We start from the raw sequence: 17,636 nt of genomic DNA, 5'->3' as shown, positions 1-17,636 counted from the left end.
TCCCGCAGCTTAGCCGGCCTCGACGGGGGTAACCAGATAGCTCAGACACATCATGCCCAGATGGCGTTTGAGCTGTTCCCAGTCGCCCTCACCGGCGGCTTCTGCCGCCGACCCCAGGCCGAGGAAGCGCGCCAGCGCGGCATACGAAACCGTAAAGCAGAAGCGGGCGGCCTGCTCTGGCTCCGGGTGGCGGATCTCCGCCGCGGCGTCGAGCAGCTGGTCGATGAAGGTCTGCTCGTTTTTCTGGTAAGCGGCTTTACCAATCCCCGCCACGCGCTCATCATCCGCCCGCGCCATAAACGGCCGCAGGATCCCGGCATGGCGCCGCAGATACTCCGCCTGGACATCCATCAGCGCCGGAAGCCGCTGGCGCAGCGGCAGATTGCGCGCGTGCAGCTGCTGGATCAGCTGCTGCCATTCGGCGTCCAGCTCCTGCATCACCTCCATCATGACGGCGATAAACAGATCTTCTTTGCCGCCGAAGCGGGCATAAATCGAGCCGACAGAAACGCCCGAGCGTTTACTGATTTCAGCAATGGTCAGCAGCTCAAAGGTGCCTTCATGCAGGATTTCACGGCTGGCGGCCATCAGCCGCTCCAGCGCCACCCGGCTCCGGTCCTGTTTCGGCTGGCGCATCGCGGGAAGATCGGTCATCGCAGTTCTCACCTCTTTATCCATAGAAAACCCCCGCAGTGTATTGCAGTTAGCAACCGCGCTGCAAATTGCCCGCCCGACTCACTCGTGGGCCATGTGGCAAAAGTGTGATGGCGGTCATTTTCATTCTTTGATAAACAACTAGAATCATAATTCTAGTTCTATTTAATAATAACAACCACCACACAACCCAGGAGTTGCTATGCGTTTCTCTGTTTTCCTCGTCGGCCGTTCCACCGCCCCCGAGCAGGATCGTTTTGTCATGCAGTCGCTGATCGATCATGCGCGCCAGGCCGAAGATCGCGGCTTCGATGCGGTCTTTATGCCAGACCATCACTTCACCGGCTATGCGCCGATGTCCAGCGATCCGTTTGTCTTCGCCGCCTACCTGGCCGGCCAGCTGAAAAAGATCCACTTCGGCATGTCGGTGACCACCGTCCCGCTGCACCACCCGGTGCGCTTCGCCGAGCGCGTTAACCTGCTGGATCAACTCACCGAAGGCCGCCTGCTGGTGGGCATCGGCAGCGGCACCACGCCGGAAGAGATGATCGGCTTTGGCGTGAACTACAAGGACGCCTCCAGCCTGCTGCAGGAGAACCTCGATCTGGTCCAGCGGCTGTGGGAGAAAAATATTGAAGACGATCCGATCATTTTCGAAACCGGCCACTATAAGGGCGCGGTAGTCCAGCGCATCGTTCCTGCCCCCTGGCAAAAACCGTTCAACCGCATTATGCCGGTGGCGCTGCGTGAAACCAGCATGCAGCGCGCCGCCGATAACGGCTGGCCGGCCTTTATTCCCGCGTTTACTCCGCCGATCCCGGCCAGCAACGATCCGTTTGGCCAGCTGACCCACTATTTCACCCGCTACCGCGATGCCCTGCTCAACGCCGGCCATAGCGACGAGGTGGTGAACCACTGCCTCTCGTGGACCACCCACACCTGGCAGTGCGTCCATATCGCCCCCACCGACGAGCAGGCCCGCGAGGAGATGCTGCAGATCATGGGCTGGTACCAGCAGGCCATCGACCGGGAATATGAGTACAACAAGCGGGCGGAAGAGTTTAGCGGCGTTACGCTGCACCGCCATCCGGACTGTTTCAGCGAAGAGTGGATCAAAACCTGGTGCCTGTACGGCAGCCCGGAGACCGTCGCCGAGGAACTGGAACGCCATCAGCGGCTGGGCATCGGCAACGTGCTGCTCGGCTTCACCAACGGCCCGCTGACCGAGGAGCGCCTGCGCCTGAGCCAGCAGTCGATCTCGTTGTTCGCGGACCAGATCCTGCCGCGCTTTCGCTAATCCAACCGGGAGATCCTGCTATGAATAAGCCTGCTTTCTCACGCCCGCCGCTGCTGATCGGCATCGGCGGCACCACCCGCCCGGGCTCCAGCACCGAGCGCGCCCTCGCCGCCGCGCTGGCCCACGCCCGCACGCTCGGCGCGCAGACCCAGCTGTTCGGCGGCGCTGAACTGGCGGCCCTGCCGCCGTTTAACCCGGAAGTCACCACCCGCACGCCGCAGGAAACGGCGTTTGTCGACGCCGTGCGCCAGGCCGACGGCATTCTGCTGGCCTCGCCGGGCTACCACGGCGGGGTGTCTGGTCTGGTGAAGAACGCCATCGACCTGCTGGAAGATTTGCGCGGCGACAGCCGGGTCTATCTTGATGGCCGGGCGGTGGGCTGCATCGTCACCGCCGCCGGCTGGCAGGGTTGCAACACCACCCTCGGCGCCATGCGCGGGATCGTTCACGCCCTGCGCGGCTGGCCGACTCCGCTGGGGGTGACCCTCAACACCGCCGGCGTGTCGCTGTTCGACAGCGAGGGCCGCTGCACCGACGACGCGGTCCAGCGCGCGCTGGCCACCGTAGCCGAACAGGCGCTGGCCTTCGCCCCCGCCGCCCCCTTACGGAGACATGCCGATGCCTGCGCTCAGTCTGTCGCTTAGCGTTGCCGAAAAAGCGCGGCTCACCGCCGGGATGGGGATGTGGTCCACCCACCCTATCCCCCACTCCACGCTGGGTTCAGTCACCCTGTCCGACGGCCCGATGGGGATCACCGGCGGCCGGGTTGACGAGCGGGATATTGCCCTGCTCAGCCCCTGCGGACTGGCGCTTGGCGCCAGCTGGGACCGCCAGCTGGTCAGCCGGGTTGGCGGCGTCATCGGCGAGGAGGCGCTGCGCACCGGAACGCAGGCGCTGCTGGCGCCTAACCTGAACCTGTTGCGCAGCCCCCTTGCCGGCCGCGCGTTTGAGCTTTTCGGCGAAGACCCGCGGCATATCGCCGAGCTCGGCGCGGCGTGGATCGACGGCGTCCAGCGTCAGGGGGTGGGCTGCATCGTCAAGCATATGGTCTGCAATGATTCGGAAACCGATCGGCGGACCATGAACGTGGTCGTCGATGAAGCCACCCTGCGCGAAGTCTATTTCTGGCCGTTCGAAGTGGCGGCCAGCCGCGGCGTCTGGGGCATGCTGACCGCCTATAACCGGGTGAACGGGATCTATTGCGCCGAGCAGCATCAGGCCATCAGCCAGTGGCTGAAGCGCGATCTCGGCTGGGACGGGCTGGTGATGTCCGACTGGTTCGGCACCCAGAACGGCCCGGCCAGCTTCCGCGCCGGGCTGGATCTGGAGATGCCGGGCCCGGCCCGCCATATGGGCGAGCGCCTGCTGCCCGCGCTGATGGATACCGACAGCGACGCCCGGCGTCTTGACGATGCCGCCGCCCGGCTGGCGCGGCTGGCCGAACGGGTCAGCCATCCTCTGCCCTGGGATGGCTCTGCCGCCGCCCAGGCGCAGCGGCGTCACACCCTCGAAGAGGCGGCGGCGGCGGGCTTTGTCCTGCTGCACAATCGCCAGCGGCTGCTGCCCCTCGCCGCGCAGGCGGGACAGCGGCTGGCGGTGATTGGCCCCAACGCCACGACGCCCTGCTTCCAGGGCGGGACCTTTGCCAGAGTGGCGCTGATGCCGGGACTGATCTCTCCTCTGGAGGCCATTCGCCAGCGCTTTTCCGCCGCTGGGGTCGAAATAAGCTATGCCCAGGGGGTGGAGAGCGATTACCGCATCCCACCTCTGCATCATTTGCCGCTGCGCACCGCCGCCGGCGAGCGCGGCCTGGACGTTGCCTACGCCACCGCTGACGGGGGCGTGGTTCATCAGGAGGTGCGCGACGCCTCCTCGCTGATCTGGTTCCGCGATATGCCGGGCGTCGGCGACATGCTGCGCCTGACCGAACGCGCCACCGTGACGGTAAGCTGCCAGTTCACCGCGCCGGTGAGCGGCCGCTACGGCTTCTGGATCGGCGGCACCGGGGAGATCGCCCTCCAGCTGAACGGCGAGCGCGTGGCGACCTTCAACGGCGAGGCGCTGGAGGGGGATATCATGGGCAAGCTGATGCAAGCCCCGCATACCCGTCTTGAATTTCCGCTGCAGGCGGGGGAAAACCTGACCTTCCGGGCCGAGATGGCGCTGGGCAGCAGTATCGCCCACGGCATCTGGTTCGGCTGCCAGCCCCCGCAAACCATCGACCTGCTGCAGCAGGCGGTCGACCATGCCCGGGCGGCCGACAGCGTGGTGCTGGTGATAGGCGAAACGGCCGATGCCGGTCTGGAGAGCATCGACCGGGACGCTACCGCGCTGCCGGCGCATCAGGTTGCCCTGATCCGCGCCGTCTGCGCGGCGAACCCGCGGACGGTGGTGGTACTGAATGTCGCCCATCCGGTGGATACCGGGTGTCTGGCTGACGCGGCGGCGGTGATGGTCGTCTGGTATCCTGGCCAGGAGTTTGGCCCGGCGCTGGCCTCGGTGCTGGCCGGGGATCGTGAGCCTGGCGGTCGCCTGCCGGTCACCTTCGCCCAGCGCCTGGACGACTATCCGGTACGCAGTCTGACGCCGGACGCCGCGGGGGATCTCTGGTATCACGAGCGCCAGCAGGTAGGCTATCGCTGGTTTAACGCCCGCGAACGCCCCGCCGCCTGGGCCTTCGGCCACGGTCTGGGGTATGCTGATATCACCCTGATCGCCGCTGCACTGACAGGCGACGAGGTGGACGCTCTGCAGCTGCGCTGCCGGTTGGAAAACCGCGCCGCCCGCGCCGGGAAAGCAGTGGTCCAGCTCTACCTGCGGGGGCCGGAGACGGCCTGGTCGGCGCTGGCGGAGTTTGCGGCAGTCAGCGTCCCGGCGCACGACGAGGCCGCCCTGACCCTTGTCCTGCCGCGTCACGCGCTGCAGCGCTGGCAGGTGCCTGCCCAGGAATGGCGCCTGGCCAGCGGCCCCTGGCAGCTGGCGGTGGGTTTCGCCAGCGACGATATCCGGGCAACCTTTGACTTCGTGCTAACTCCCGACGGGAAAATCAGCCACCGGGGCTAAGCCCGGACCGATGGCAAAGAGGGTCGGCAACGTGCCGGCCCTCTTTTTTTGTTCCTGCGCCAGCCGGTTCGCGATAAAAAAACCGCCCGGCGGCAGCGTACCGACGGGCGGGATTAAAATCCTCGGGCGGTCTGTGTCAGAAGTTCCAGTACATCGAGGACTGCCAGAGAACCGCCGACTCATGCTTCGGCACCAGCGTCGGGTTATCCTGCCAGGTGATACCGTTGATCCAGTAAATACCTTTCGTCACGCGCAGGGCGTGCGACAGGGAGATGGCGTTGATGCTCTGCGGCGCCTCCATTCCCGCCTCGCCGACATAATCGCGGAACTTCTTACTGATAAAGGAGCGGGTGTAGCCCAGCGAGGTCATATCCTGCTCTCGGCCGGGAAACAGGCCGATGTCAAAGAAGGTCACCTGGAAGTCGCTGGTGTAAGCATTGCGATCGTCCGGAGCATAGTCCGCTTTCACATCGAGATACAGCCCCAGCGGAAGCCCCTTTTTCGGCTGGGTCAGCTGCATGGTGTTGGCGACGTAGAACGCATAGTTACTGCTGCTGTCGCCGGGCTGGTCAAAATACTGGTAGTGCGAGGTGTTATAGATAGCCCCGGCGCGGAACCACAGCGAGCGCTGCGACTCGCCCGCCGCCTGCTTAAAGCCAAACTCGTTTACCAGGATCGGGTTGGCGCCATCGACGTGCCATTTCAGCCCCGAGGGGTTCTGCTCCACGTCGTCGAGGTGTCCGGCAGGCGACATACTGCGGCTGACGGCAAAGTTGTTATAGAATTTCTTATCGCTGTCGCGGACGATGGCGGTGAAGGTCGGCGTCGGCGCATTGAGGCTGATCCCCACCTGCACCGGTATCACGCTGGTCGGCCCCAGCGCGGCTGAGGAGGAGTTGCCCCCCAGCACCATGCCGTAAAACTGACGAATTAACGGATAAAAACCATACTGCAGCTCCAGCTGGCCGTTTAATAAGGGCTGGTTCACCGCCAGCACCGCAATATTATGCAGTTCCGGATAGCTGTCATGATAATTCGAGGTCGCCCACTGGGGAGAAAAAGTAAATTGCGCGTCTTTGCTAAAACCAATTCGACTTAAATCATAGGTGACGTTCAGCGACATATTTTGTGACCAGGTAAAATTCTGCCCGGCATATTGTTGCGGGTCGGCGGACTGGCCTTTCAGATCGTACATCACCATCGGGTTCCAGCTTAACTGGACACCCCAGCCACGGTCGGCCAGCGCGCTGCGAAAGCCGCCAATATCGCCGATGAGCGATTCGCAGGTCGACGGAGGGCTGACAACCTGCGCTGAGCGGGTATTCAGTTTATCCAGTTGCTCACAGGTCCAGGTATCGGCCAGCGCAGTGCTGGAGAATATCGCCAGCGTCAGCGCCGAAAGTGGAAAAACTATTTTCTTACTTACGTCGGTACAGCAGAGACTCATAATAAACCCTCATTTTTATTTTTTGCAGGTAAGATGCGCCATATCGTGAAAAATAAATTGGTCACAATATGTTTATTAACAGGGATTAATTAGGCTGAAAGTTAACGCTAAATAAGGTGTACGCTTTTTCTAAATAATGGCCTCCCCTTCCCGCCGGAAGACCGGCGGGCGTGTGGTAATGATGTCGTCAGGTGAAATTAACGAGCCAGCGCGCGGCGGCCCCCCATCCGGGCGCTGGCGATACCCGTCGCGCCGGCGATAGCCAGCGTCAGCAGCGCAAACAGCAGCAGGCTGTCCTGCATGCTGCCGGTCATGCCATTCAGCAAGGTCATCAGAACCGGGCTGATGAACATGCCGAGGAAAAAGAAGGTGTGCCAAATGCCGATCCCCGTCGCCCGGTGCGGCGCCGGCAAGGCTTTCATCATCCAGGCCAGCATCAGAGGGATCAGCATTCCGTTACCGACCTGCGCGACGAACGCTGCCGCCACGCCGGCCAGCGGATTGTGGGCCACGGCGATAAACAGCAGCCCGAGGCCAAAAATGGCGTAAAAAAGGAAAAACTGCCTGTCGACGCGCTGCCTGGCGTTGCGGCCATACAGCCAGGCGCCCAGCGGCACGCCAGTGCCGGCAACGGCGGTAGCGATGCCAATCTGGCTGCTGGAGGTCAGCCCGAGCTGACTAAACACCTGGCTTATCTGCAGCGGTTCGAGAAAATAGAGGATCGCGCTGGCGAGGGTAATCAGGCCGATCGCCGCCATTTTGCGCCGTGGAAAAGCGACAGCCTCTTCGCCAGCGACACTGTCCACGCGACGGCGCGTCGCTGGCTCTGCGGTGAACAGACACAGGCCGATAAAGACCGGGATCGCCAGAGCATACAGGTAGATCGGACCATACCAGCCCAGGGTTCCCAGCAGGCCAGCCCCCAGCACGATCAGCGTCGACAGTATCGACCCTATGCCGCTCTGCACCGCCAGCCATTTGCTGCGCGCCTCACCGGTAAAGTAGTCGCCAATCAGCGCATTGGCGGTGGTAAGAATAAAGGCGTCGGCAATACCCATCACCAGCCGCGCCAGCAAAATGGCATACAGATCGTCGAGCATCACCGGCAGCAGGCCAAACCCTGCGTACAGAGCGGTGGCAGCAATCAGCAGGCGGCGACGGCTCAGGCGATCGCCTACCATCCCCGCCAGCGGAGCCAGCAGCGCCATGCTCGCCGCCGGTATGGTGATGATCATCGGCACCAGCAGCTGGGCGTGCGGCTGCGCGGCAAAATGACTGAACAGGAGCGGCATCACCGGCAGCATGGTCAAGGTCCCCATGATCGGCAACAGGGCCGCCAACATCAGTAACATCGCCTGTACGGCCCCCGCCTCGCGCGGGGTTGCTGAAACTTTGTGCATCACCATCTTCCGCTCTCCGTCACTGCTCTTTATTTAGAATATGAATTACAGTTCTATTTTTTATCGGTAAAGAAAGGCGTTTTACGCCCCGGCTTAATGGCTGGAAACGCATCAGCGAACTCAGCACATATACCGTTCTACCCTACCGGATGCAGGTGGCATGGACTGCGATTGCTATCACAATTAATACAATGCATTCACATTAAATTAACATAATCATCGACGCCTTCAGGCGTCGACAATCGCCACCGCGCGAATAAACCCGGCCGAGCCGCGGCGGATCTTGTAGGGAAAACAGCTCACCCAGAAGCCGTGGTCGGGAAGCTGCTCCAGGTTACTCAGCTTCTCCATTTGCCCATAGGCGATCTCCCTGCCGGCTTTATGCCCCTCCCAGATCAGCCCGGCGTCGCCGCTGGCCTGAAAGCGTTCGCGGGTAAAGTGGAAGGGTGCATCCCAGCTCCAGGCGTCGGTGCCAACCACCCGTACCCCCTGCTCCAGCAGCCACAGCGTCGCCGCCCGGCCAATGCCGCAGCCGCGCTGCAGGTAATCCGGCTGGCCGTAGCGGGCGCCGGCCGCGGTATTGATCAACACAATATCCAGCGGCGACAGGCAATAGTCTATTCGCGCCAGCTCGCGCTGCAGATCCTCCGGCTGCAGGATCGCCCCGTCGGCGACATGGCGAAAATCCAACCGGACGCCGGGGCGCAGGCACCACTCCAGCGGCAGCTCATCGATGCCAAACGCCGGTTCGCCGCCGTTGGTGGTCGAGCTGTAGTGCCAGGGGGCATCCATATGGGTGCCATTGTGCGGCGTCACGGTCAGGCGCTCCGAGGCCCAGGCCTCCTCTCCCGGCATCTGCGCTTTTTCCAGCCCCGGGAACATCGCCGCCATTTCCGGCCATCCCTGCTGATGATCCTGATACTCAATGCTCGGCAGCAGCGGCGGCGGATCGGTCCAGGGATTGTTGTCCAGGCTGACGGAGAGGTCGACCAGCCGACGCCCCTGTAAAAGATTGATCATGGTTTACTCCGTTAACATCACAACGTGTTGATCCAGTACGCCAAACAGCGGCCGGCCATCGGGGGCGTGGGCTTCCATCGTCACCCGCTCCCCCGGGGATAAAAACGGCGTGCGCGGCTCGCCGAAGGCCAGCATCTCTATGGCCCGCACCTCGGCGATACAGCTGGCGCCGCGGCTGGCGTCCGGCCCGGACACCGTGCCGGAACCCACCACCGTCCCGGCGCGCAGACGGCGGGTCTGCGCCGCATGGGCAATCAGTTCGCCAAAATGGAAATGCATCTCGCTACCCGACTGGCAGCCAAACGGCTTGCCATTGCGGGTCACCTGCAGCGTCAGCGCCGCCCGCCCGTGCTGCCAGGCCTGCCCCAGTTCATCCGGGGTAAGGGCCACCGGTGCAAAGGCCGAGGCGGGTTTGGCGTGAATAAAACCAAACCCGGTCTGCATCTCGCGCGGCGCCAGCGCCCGCAGACTGATATCGTTAAGCAAGACGATCAGGCGGATACAGCTCAGCGCCTGTTGCGGCGAGCAGCCCTGCGGCACCTCGTCGACGACTACCGCGAACTCGCCCTCAAAGTCGAGGCCATCCTCGACCCGGCGGCAGACTATCCCGGCGTGGGGGGCAAGAAAGTCGTCCCCGCTGCCCTGATACATCAGCGGCGTCTGGTCGGCGCCGGCAATCGGCGGCAGGTGAAAGGCCCGCTGCATGCGCTCGCCATGGCTCAGGAAGGCCGAACCGTCCAGCCACTGCCACGCCCGGGGCAGCGGCGCCAGCAGGCGCCGGGGATCATAGGGCTGCGCCGCCGGATAGCGGCGCGCATTGAGCGCCTGATAGCGCGCCTGCAGCGCAGGCCACACCCGCGCGGCCTGCTCCAGCGCCAGCTGAAGCGTCGGAGCGATGTCCGCCGCATCGGCCATCAGCGTCAAATCGCCCGATACCACCACCAGGCAGCCGTCGCGTTCACCGTTATCTCGTGTTGCCAGTTTCATGACCTGCCTCCTCCAGCAGACATAGCCAGCCGTCGGCGTCCACGTCGCCAGCCAGCGGACTCAGACGTTGGCCAGCGCAGGCGCCCTGCACGCAGAGGCCGCTGTCCGGCATAAAAATCGCCCCGTGGGCGAAGCAGACCAGCCGGTCGCCCCGGGCGTTGAGAAAAGCGTCCTGCCGCCAGTTCATCGGGGTATCGAGATGCGGACAGCGGTTGCGCCACAGATAGAGCGTTCCCTGATAGCGGCAGGCAATCACCGTCGCCTGCCCGCTGCCCGTGGGGTCAAATCCCCGCGCCTGGCCCTCAGCCAGGCTGTCGGCACGGCACAGGCGAACCATCAGCGGGCGTTATCCGGACCGGGAGCCCACTTCTCGCGATACCCCAGCAGGAAATATTGCGAGTTATCGGCCCCCGGCAGCGCTTCGCGCGGCTGCCAGTGGTCATCGTGCTGATCCATATCGGCGTCGTATTCGATATGACACCCGAGCGGGCTGTTGAAGTACCAGAACCAGTTCGATCCCAGCTGATGGCGCCCCGGTCCCCAGAAGGTCTGATACCCCTTCTGCTGAAAGCGGCTGCCGGCCATCATCAACTCGGTGGGCCCGCCGAGGTGGAAGGTAAAGTGTTCAATGCCGGTCATAAACGGCGGGGCCTGGATCAGAAACAGGGTATGGTGATCCTGGGTGCCGGCGGGTCGCAGGAAGGGGCCGACGTGGGTGAAGCGATCGGTACAGACAAAGCCCAGCCGTTGATAAAAAGCTTCCGCGCGCGCGGCGTCCGGCACAAAATAGACCACATGGGAGAGCGAACGCGGCTCCGCCGCCATGTCGGCGCTGGCCCCGGTCTGATTGACCGGCCGCCCGGCGCGATCCCCCGGAGCGTTGATTTTCTCACCTTCCCGCTGCAGCGGCTGGCGCTGGCTGACGCGAAACCCGAGGGCAAAGCAGGCATCATCGACGCAGCGCAGCACGCCGTCGGCGCCAAGTTTCACCTCGCGATCGCGGCGCAGCGTCTCGGCAATAGCCTCAAGCGTGGCGCTATCCGCCACGCCATAGACGGTTTCCCGCAGCTGGCTGCCGCTGGGCAGCGCCGCGGGCAGCGACGGATCGTCACGTCCCCGCAGCAGCACCCCGGTGCCATCCAGCGCGCTAAAGAAACCGTTCTCCTGCTCGCGTAAACCGTAGTCGATAAGAAACTGTCGACAGCCCGCCAGGTCATCGACGCCAAATACCAGATAATCCGGACCAAGAATATTCATCGCGGTTGTTCCTTATGCGTGTTCAGGCCACCCGGCCGCCGAGGGCTTCCGCCACCCAGTCAGCGATGTAGTGCCCGGCGTTAATTGAGTTGTCGAAGCTGGAGTGCTGCACACCGCCCTCGCGGTCAGTGAAAATTTTCAGCTCGCGGCGCGGGCTGTTCACCAGCTGGTCGTAGGTGCGCTGCGCCCATTTCACCGGGATCTGCGAGTCCTTTTCACCATGGGTGACGAGAAAAGGCACCCGTATACGGTCAAGAATGCCGTCGAGATGGACGTTCTCCGCGATGCGCATAAAAGCGTCGATATCCTCGCCGCCCCACACCCAGCGCACGTGCTGCCAGTAGTGTGGTACCGGAAAATCCCCTTCGCGTTCGCGGCGGCGCTGCTGCACCTCTCGCCAGTCGTGATTGGCGCCCCATACCACGCCGCAGGCGAAGCGCGGCTCAAACGCCACCGCCCGCGGGCAGTAATAGCCGCCCAGCGAGACCCCTTCCATGCCGATGCGCCCGGCATCCACCTCCGGGTGCTGTTCCAGCCAGTCAACGATGCGGCTGGCCCAGTGCTCGCTGTCATAGCGGGCCTGCATGTCGTGAAGACGTAGCGCTTCGCCGGTTCCCGGCTGGTCGACCACCAGCGAGGAGACGCCGCGCCGCGCCAGCCACTGCGGCAGCCCAACCAGATATTTCATCTCTTTGGTGGAGTCGAGACCGTTGACCTGCACCAGCAGCGGCGCGCGGCCGGTCATCCCTTCGGCGCGGACATAAAGCGCCGACAGGGTTTTGCCCTCGTAGGGGATAGTCACCCGCTGACAGTTAGCATGGGTATGGTGCAGCCCGGCGGCAAAGACATCGAGAAAGCGGCGGTACAGCGCCTCGCGGTCCGGCGCGCCATGCGCCTGCAGGCGCTCGCAGGTCAGGTAATAGTTGGCCGCCCGAAGATACTTCTCTCCTGCCGACAACCGCCGCCCCCGCGCCTCATCTTCGCCGGCCAGCGCGCATAATTTATCGGCCATGCGGGACCAGGTTTCCCGGAACGCGCGGGTGCCTTCGGCGTCGGGATGCTCGGACGCGGCCAATAGCGGCGCGCACATCTCTTCGATCTCACCGATGCGGGCGCCCATCTCGATGGAGAGATCCACCGACAGGTTCCAGACATAGTTTTTAGGGAAATAGCGAAACATAGGGTCATCCTTCAACATTCAGTCGCAATCGCTGTAGCGCAGGCACTGTCACATAAAGCACCTGCGGGCGACCAATCATGTCTCAGGATGTCAGGTATCGACGGGAACAATACCAGTGGGTTAGCGTGCGCTGGCGACGATTTTCGCTTTCAGCCAGCCGAAGATAGGATCGTTATCCAGCGAGCGGTGCCAGCCGATAAATTCGCGCATCACCGGCAGCGTCACCGGGACCGGGAAAAGACGCAGCGGCAGCATCGCCGCGTACTGCTCCGCCAGCCGCCGGTGCAGCGTGGCGATCCGCGAGGTGCCGATCAGCAGCTGAGGAACGCAGTGGTAGCTGTGGGTCACCACCTCGATACGGCGGCTGAGCCCCGACTCGGCAAACAGATTGCCCTCCAGCCCCGGCTGTCGCTCGCGGCCAAAGACCACCGACACGTGCCCCAGCTGTTGCCAGGCATCGAGGGTCAGCGCCTCGCCGGTGTGGGGATTATCCGCCCAGGCCAGGCAGACAAACTCTTCGTCAAACAGCGCTTCGGCGGGATGATAGGCGGCCATAAAACGCTCCGGCGCCACGATGATATCCAGCTCGCCGCGGTTGAGCATGCCGGTGGACTGGGCGTCCGGCGAGAAAAACTCAAAGGTCATATTCGGCGCCTGCAGGTGCACCGTTTGCAGCGCATCCTTCAGCATCACGTTGATCACGTAATCCGAGGCCATAATGCGGAAATGGCGCTTGCTGGTTGCCGGCTCATCCACCGGCCGGCGGGCAATGGAGGTCTGAATTTTCATCAGCACGTCGCGGACCGGCTCCCGCAGCTCTTCCGCCAGCGGCGTGGGCCGCATCTTTCTGCCCACCTGGGTGAGCAGATCGTCCTCAAAGTAGGTGCGTAGCCGGTTGAGCACCCCGCTGGTGGCAGACTGGGTCATATGCAACCGGCCCGCGGCGCGGGTGATGTTCTGTTCGTCGAGTAACACATCCAGTGCCACCAGTAAGTTCAGATCAAGATGTTGGTAACGCATGGGTCCCCCGGCGAGAAATGGCGTGCTTATCCTGTGGCTGAATTTAACTTTTCTGCAACTTTTTGTTTTCAATTTCCACGGCGATATCGTTTTTTGCGATAGCGATCATTCTTTATCGCGATTAGTCAGCGCGCCGCTGGCCTGGTTAACGTCCTTACTCTGTACCCTGGAGAAAACAGCTACGATGAACATCAATAACACATTAATCGTTGGCGGCGGCATCGGCGGTCTGTGTACCGCCATCGCCCTCCGCCAGGCCGGCGTCGCCGTCGATGTCGTAGAGATCCAACCGCAGTGGCGGGTCTACGGCGTCGGTATCATTCAGCAGAACAATGTCGTGCGCGAAATGCAGCGGCTTGGGGTGCTGGAACGCTATCTGGACGCCGCCTGGCCGTTTGACAGCGTCTCGGTGCACACCCTGAGCGGCCAGCAGCTAGCCAGCTTTCCCGGCCAGCGGCTGGCCGGTGAACAGTTCCCGGCCAACGTCGGCATCTCCCGCCTGGCCCTGCACAACGTACTCTGTTCCACCGCCCGGGAGCTGGGGGTCCGACTGACCACCGGCGAGAGCATTGACGCCTTCCGTCAGGTTGACGATGCGGTTGAGGTGAGCTTCAGCCGTGGCGGTCAGGGGCGCTACGATCTGCTGGTGGGCGCCGATGGGATCTACTCCCGGGTGCGCGGCATGCTGTACGGCGAGCGCTATCGCCCCCGCTTTACCGGTCAGGGCGTATGGCGCTACAACTTTCCGCGACCGCCGGAGGTGGACCATCTGATGTGCTTTATGGGCGAGAGCTGCAACTGCGGGCTGGTGCCGCTGGGGGACGATCTAATGTATCTGTTTATCACCTCCCACGAAGCGGATAACCCCCGCTACGCCCGCGATCAGCTGGCGGCGGAGATGCGCCGCCGTCTGCCGCCCGGCGCGGGGTTGCCGGGCAGCCTGCACGCGCATATCGTTAACAACGACGAGGTCGTCTATAAGCCGCTGGAAGAGCTGTTCGTCGACGATCCCTGGTATCAGGGACGCATCGTGCTGGTGGGCGACGCGGTTCACGCTACCACTCCGCATCTCGGTCAGGGGGCGGGCATGGCGATTGAGGATGCCATCGTGCTGCGCGAAGCGCTGCAGCAGACCGACAGCGTCGCGGCCGCGCTGGCGCACTTTGACGCCCGCCGCCGGCCGCGCTGTCAGCAGATCTGGGCCGCCTCGCTGCAGGTGGGCGAGAGCGAGATCCACCGCGATCGCCATTTTGACCGCCAGCGGGCGATCGGCGATATGATGACCCTGACGGCGAAGCCGATATAAGCCCTGCCCGGCGCCCTCCGCCGGCCACGCTGGCGGATTATTCCCCGGTTCATTGGCCGGCACTCCCCTTTCACCCGCCGCTAATCCCTTGTCAACGACGATATTCTTCTCGCGCAGTATCATATTTGACACCCCTGCGCTCCCATGGCTAAGGTATATTTCAGTGCTCCCCTTAATCATGGAAAGGAATATACGGATATGAATATTCTCTCGGCAGAGTTTTTCAAATACGCGATCGCGATTATCACGTTGATTATTCAGATTGTCGCCGTGCGTTCAGGTTGGGTATTTCCCAAAGATAAGATATTCACCTCGCGCAAAAATATCAGTGAATTCGCCGCCGCGCTGTACAAAAATAGTAACGACCCCGAGCTGCAACGGATCGCATACGAATATGGTATCGCCGCGCTGACCAAAGATAAAAACCTGACCATGGCGCAAAGAAAGATATTATTGAAATGCAAAAATCCGGTCAGCGATATTGATAACTACAGCAAATGCCAGCATCTGATTTCGGTCAATGATGAGAAACGCATATTCAAATGGAAGAAATGGGGTTACCGCTTCTGGTTATACCGTAAGGCTGTCGAAGTCTTCAGTCTGGTGTTCTATTTTATTGGCGGCTTCTTAACGGCCCTGCCTTTCCTGTATGAAGGTCTCGCCAGCCCGGCGGTGATTGACAGAATCAATCATTTATCCCGTCTGCAAAAATTCTGTATGGCAAGTTATCTGTTTGCCTGCGGGATTTGTCTGGCGCTGATCTGCCTGCACAAAATCTCCACCATCGCGATCGCGGAAAAAACCATTAAAGCGAATCGCTAACGACCACGCCGCCAGGCGACCTGTCCACATCAGCGGCGCCTAACCCTGTGGATAACCTGGAGGCAGTTGCCTGGCAGCCGCAGCCCGGGCGGGCTACCGGCTGCCGTTCGTTTTTTGAACAGGGAAACCGCCCCCGCCGGGCAGCGCGCTTAGGGCGAAAACCGCCACCACGGCGGAGGGAAGCGCCCGCCCCGCTTAATAATTCCACTTCGGCCGCGCCACCGTGTTCTTCTTCAGCAGATCGCGGAACGCTTTCAGATAGGGTTCATTGCTGCGCCCGCGCTTACAGATAGCCGAGAACGGCGACTGAAAGCCAAACTCGTTGGGCAGCAGCACCCGCAGGCGGTTCTCTTTGATCCACGGCCAGGCGTAATGCTCCGGCAGATAGCCAATATATTTTCCCGAGAGGATCAGCAGCAGCTGGGCGTCGACGGTCTCAACGGTGGCGCTGCCTTTGCTGAAGCCCCGGCGGCGGAGATCGCTGGTGTTCCAGTAGCTGCGGGTCACCAGCGGACACTGGCTGATCTGCTCTTTATCGAGCTGGCGGCTGAAGAACATCGGGTGCAGATCGCTGCAATAGAGCCAGTGCTGCTCGCGATACAGCGGCTCGCTGATGATGTTATGCACCTGCGAGTTGTAGCTGCCGATGGCCAGGTCGATATGGTTGTTCAGCACCCCGTTCAGTTGCTCCGCCGGGGTGCGAATAATCAGTTTGATATGCACATGGGGAAATTTGTCGCTGAAGCTGCGCAAGACCACCGGCAGCGAGAGCGCCGTTTCGGTCTCGATGGAGTCGAGCGTCGAGATGCACAGGGTGCCGCTGTGCTCCCCTTTAAGCAGCGCCGACTGCCGCTCCAGCTCATTGAGTTCGCTCAGCACGCGGATCGCCTGCTGTAAAAACTGCTGACCTTTCTCGGTCAGGGAAAAGCCGCCGCGCCCGCGCTGACAGAGGGTGAAGCCGAGCTGCCCCTCCAGTTGCGACATCGCATTGCTGATGGCGGAGACCGAAATGCCCAGCTCCTGCTGGGCCCGGCTGTAGCTCTCCAGGCGGGCCACCGCCTCGAAAACCTGCAGCTGACGAATATTGAGGCTGGCGTCGTGATGCATCGTATTTAGTTCACCAATAAATGAACTGAGTATTTACGCCAGACGATGTAAAGTCCAGCGCGGCTTGCGCACTATCTCTCCTGTTACGTTTCATCCGTCAGATTCAGGAGCAGACATGGATAACCTCTTTCACCAACCGCAGGGTGGCAATGAGATGCCACGCTTCGCCGGCCGCGCCACGATGATGCGCCTGCCGTTTATCGAAGATTTACAGGGACTTGATGCGGCGTTTGTCGGCATTCCGCTGGATATCGGCACCTCGCAGCGCTCAGGCACGCGCTACGGACCGCGCTATATTCGCGCCGAATCGGTGATGATCCGTCCGTACAATATGGCGACCGGCGCCGCGCCGTTCGACTCGCTGTCGGTAGCCGACATCGGCGATGTGCCGATCAATACCTACAGTTTGCTCAAATCGGTGCAAATTATCGAAGATTACTACACCGGTTTGAATAGTTATCCGCTGATCCCCCTCACCCTCGGCGGGGACCATACCATTACCCTGCCGATCCTGCGGGCGCTGACCAAAAAACATGGGCCGGTGGGGCTCATCCATGTCGACGCCCATACCGACACCAATGATGAGATGTTCGGTGAGAAAATCGCCCACGGCACCACCTTCCGCCGCGCCGTTGAGGAGGGACTGCTCGACCTCAAACGGGTGGTGCAGATTGGCCAGCGCGCCCAGGGCTACGCCGCCGGCGACTTCCAGTGGGGCGTTGACCAGGGCTTTCGCCTGGTGCAGGCGGAGCAGTGCTGGCATACCTCGCTGGCGCCGCTAATGGCCGAAGTCCGCCAGCAGATGGGCGACGGGCCGGTGTATCTCAGCTTTGATATCGACAGCCTCGATCCTATCTGGGCTCCGGGAACCGGGACGCCGGAAGTTGGCGGTCTGACCTCCATTCAGGCGCTGGAGATCGTCCGCGGCTGCCGCGGCCTGAACCTGATTGGCGCCGATCTGGTGGAGGTCTCGCCCCCCTACGACGTGAGCGGTAATACCTCCCAGCTGGCGGCCAACCTGCTGTACGAGATGCTCTGCGTCCTGCCCGGCGTGAAGTACGCCTGAGGAAGCCGCC

16 protein-coding genes are annotated in these 17,636 nt (G+C 62.3%); 6 read left to right on the top strand and 10 right to left on the bottom strand.

The window, feature by feature from the left end; all coding sequences use genetic code 11:
• Positions 1–9: 9 nt before the first annotated feature.
• Positions 10–654: a TetR/AcrR family transcriptional regulator gene (locus tag ACQUTP_RS14895; RefSeq protein ID WP_012967405.1), complete on the bottom strand. Its 645-nt coding sequence runs from the start codon at positions 652–654 to the stop codon at positions 10–12.
• Between the two features lie 202 nt (positions 655–856).
• Between ACQUTP_RS14895 and ACQUTP_RS14890 the strand changes: the two genes are divergently transcribed.
• The 3 genes from ACQUTP_RS14890 to ACQUTP_RS14880 are packed head-to-tail and all read left to right on the top strand — an operon-like array spanning position 857 to position 5,014.
• Positions 857–1,951 (top strand): LLM class flavin-dependent oxidoreductase, encoded by a 1,095-nt coding sequence (locus tag ACQUTP_RS14890; protein ID WP_043521379.1) that lies wholly within the window; start codon positions 857–859, stop codon positions 1,949–1,951.
• Positions 1,952–1,971: 20 nt separating this feature from the next.
• Complete coding sequence (locus ACQUTP_RS14885; protein ID WP_048298064.1) at positions 1,972–2,595, top strand: NADPH-dependent FMN reductase; 624 nt, start codon at positions 1,972–1,974, stop codon at positions 2,593–2,595.
• Positions 2,570–5,014 (top strand): glycoside hydrolase family 3 protein, encoded by a 2,445-nt coding sequence (locus ACQUTP_RS14880; protein ID WP_096833923.1) that lies wholly within the window; start codon positions 2,570–2,572, stop codon positions 5,012–5,014. The genes ACQUTP_RS14885 and ACQUTP_RS14880 overlap by 26 nt, the downstream gene beginning before the upstream one ends.
• A 136-nt stretch (positions 5,015–5,150) precedes the next feature.
• On the opposite strand, the gene ACQUTP_RS14875 is transcribed toward ACQUTP_RS14880, so the two are convergent.
• From ACQUTP_RS14875 to ACQUTP_RS14840, 8 genes are all read right to left on the bottom strand, one after another.
• Positions 5,151–6,461 carry a carbohydrate porin gene (locus ACQUTP_RS14875; protein ID WP_043521376.1) on the bottom strand — a complete coding sequence of 437 codons (1,311 nt, stop codon included), beginning with the start codon at positions 6,459–6,461 and terminating at the stop codon, positions 5,151–5,153.
• 197 nt (positions 6,462–6,658) lie between these two features.
• Positions 6,659–7,861 carry an MFS transporter gene (locus ACQUTP_RS14870; protein ID WP_227524484.1) on the bottom strand — a complete coding sequence of 401 codons (1,203 nt, stop codon included), beginning with the start codon at positions 7,859–7,861 and terminating at the stop codon, positions 6,659–6,661.
• A 228-nt stretch (positions 7,862–8,089) separates the two neighbouring features.
• A complete protein-coding gene (locus ACQUTP_RS14865) occupies positions 8,090–8,881 on the bottom strand; it encodes a cyclase family protein (RefSeq protein WP_048325416.1) in 792 nt (263 codons plus the stop codon).
• A 3-nt stretch (positions 8,882–8,884) separates the two neighbouring features.
• The gene (locus ACQUTP_RS14860) at positions 8,885–9,868 is read right to left on the bottom strand and encodes a fumarylacetoacetate hydrolase family protein (protein WP_048325418.1); all 984 of its coding nucleotides are present in this window, start codon (positions 9,866–9,868) and stop codon (positions 8,885–8,887) included.
• Positions 9,846–10,205, bottom strand: a complete 360-nt coding sequence (locus ACQUTP_RS14855; protein ID WP_057213229.1) for a Rieske (2Fe-2S) protein — start codon at positions 10,203–10,205, stop codon at positions 9,846–9,848. The genes ACQUTP_RS14860 and ACQUTP_RS14855 overlap by 23 nt, the downstream gene beginning before the upstream one ends.
• Positions 10,205–11,125, bottom strand: coding sequence for a VOC family protein (locus ACQUTP_RS14850; protein WP_428902404.1), 921 nt, complete (start codon positions 11,123–11,125; stop codon positions 10,205–10,207). The genes ACQUTP_RS14855 and ACQUTP_RS14850 overlap by 1 nt, the downstream gene beginning before the upstream one ends.
• A 22-nt stretch (positions 11,126–11,147) precedes the next feature.
• Complete coding sequence (locus ACQUTP_RS14845; RefSeq protein WP_048295393.1) at positions 11,148–12,305, bottom strand: alpha/beta hydrolase family protein; 1,158 nt, start codon at positions 12,303–12,305, stop codon at positions 11,148–11,150.
• A 120-nt stretch (positions 12,306–12,425) separates the two neighbouring features.
• A complete protein-coding gene (locus tag ACQUTP_RS14840) occupies positions 12,426–13,325 on the bottom strand; it encodes a LysR family transcriptional regulator (protein WP_096833924.1) in 900 nt (299 codons plus the stop codon).
• Positions 13,326–13,509: 184 nt separating this feature from the next.
• Between ACQUTP_RS14840 and ACQUTP_RS14835 the strand changes: the two genes are divergently transcribed.
• The gene (locus ACQUTP_RS14835; RefSeq protein ID WP_096833937.1) at positions 13,510–14,631 is read left to right on the top strand and encodes an FAD-dependent oxidoreductase; all 1,122 of its coding nucleotides are present in this window, start codon (positions 13,510–13,512) and stop codon (positions 14,629–14,631) included.
• Positions 14,632–14,829: 198 nt separating this feature from the next.
• The gene (locus tag ACQUTP_RS14830; protein WP_096833925.1) at positions 14,830–15,453 is read left to right on the top strand and encodes a hypothetical protein; all 624 of its coding nucleotides are present in this window, start codon (positions 14,830–14,832) and stop codon (positions 15,451–15,453) included.
• A gap of 195 nt (positions 15,454–15,648) precedes the next feature.
• Here the strand turns inward: ACQUTP_RS14830 and ACQUTP_RS14825 are convergent, their stop codons facing one another.
• Complete coding sequence (locus ACQUTP_RS14825) at positions 15,649–16,560, bottom strand: LysR family transcriptional regulator (RefSeq protein ID WP_002914199.1); 912 nt, start codon at positions 16,558–16,560, stop codon at positions 15,649–15,651.
• A gap of 115 nt (positions 16,561–16,675) precedes the next feature.
• Between ACQUTP_RS14825 and speB the strand changes: the two genes are divergently transcribed.
• Entirely contained in the window at positions 16,676–17,626 is a 951-nt protein-coding gene (gene speB / locus ACQUTP_RS14820) for an agmatinase (protein ID WP_004145693.1), read from the top strand.
• Positions 17,627–17,636: the final 10 nt, after the last annotated feature.

It is taken from the genome of Klebsiella sp. 2-CIP_Kleb., from assembly GCF_050378715.1.
GTDB classification, from domain to species: domain Bacteria; phylum Pseudomonadota; class Gammaproteobacteria; order Enterobacterales; family Enterobacteriaceae; genus Klebsiella; species Klebsiella quasipneumoniae.
The sequence above is the reverse complement of the archived record's forward strand: the minus strand, read 5'-3'. Positions and strand labels throughout refer to the sequence as shown.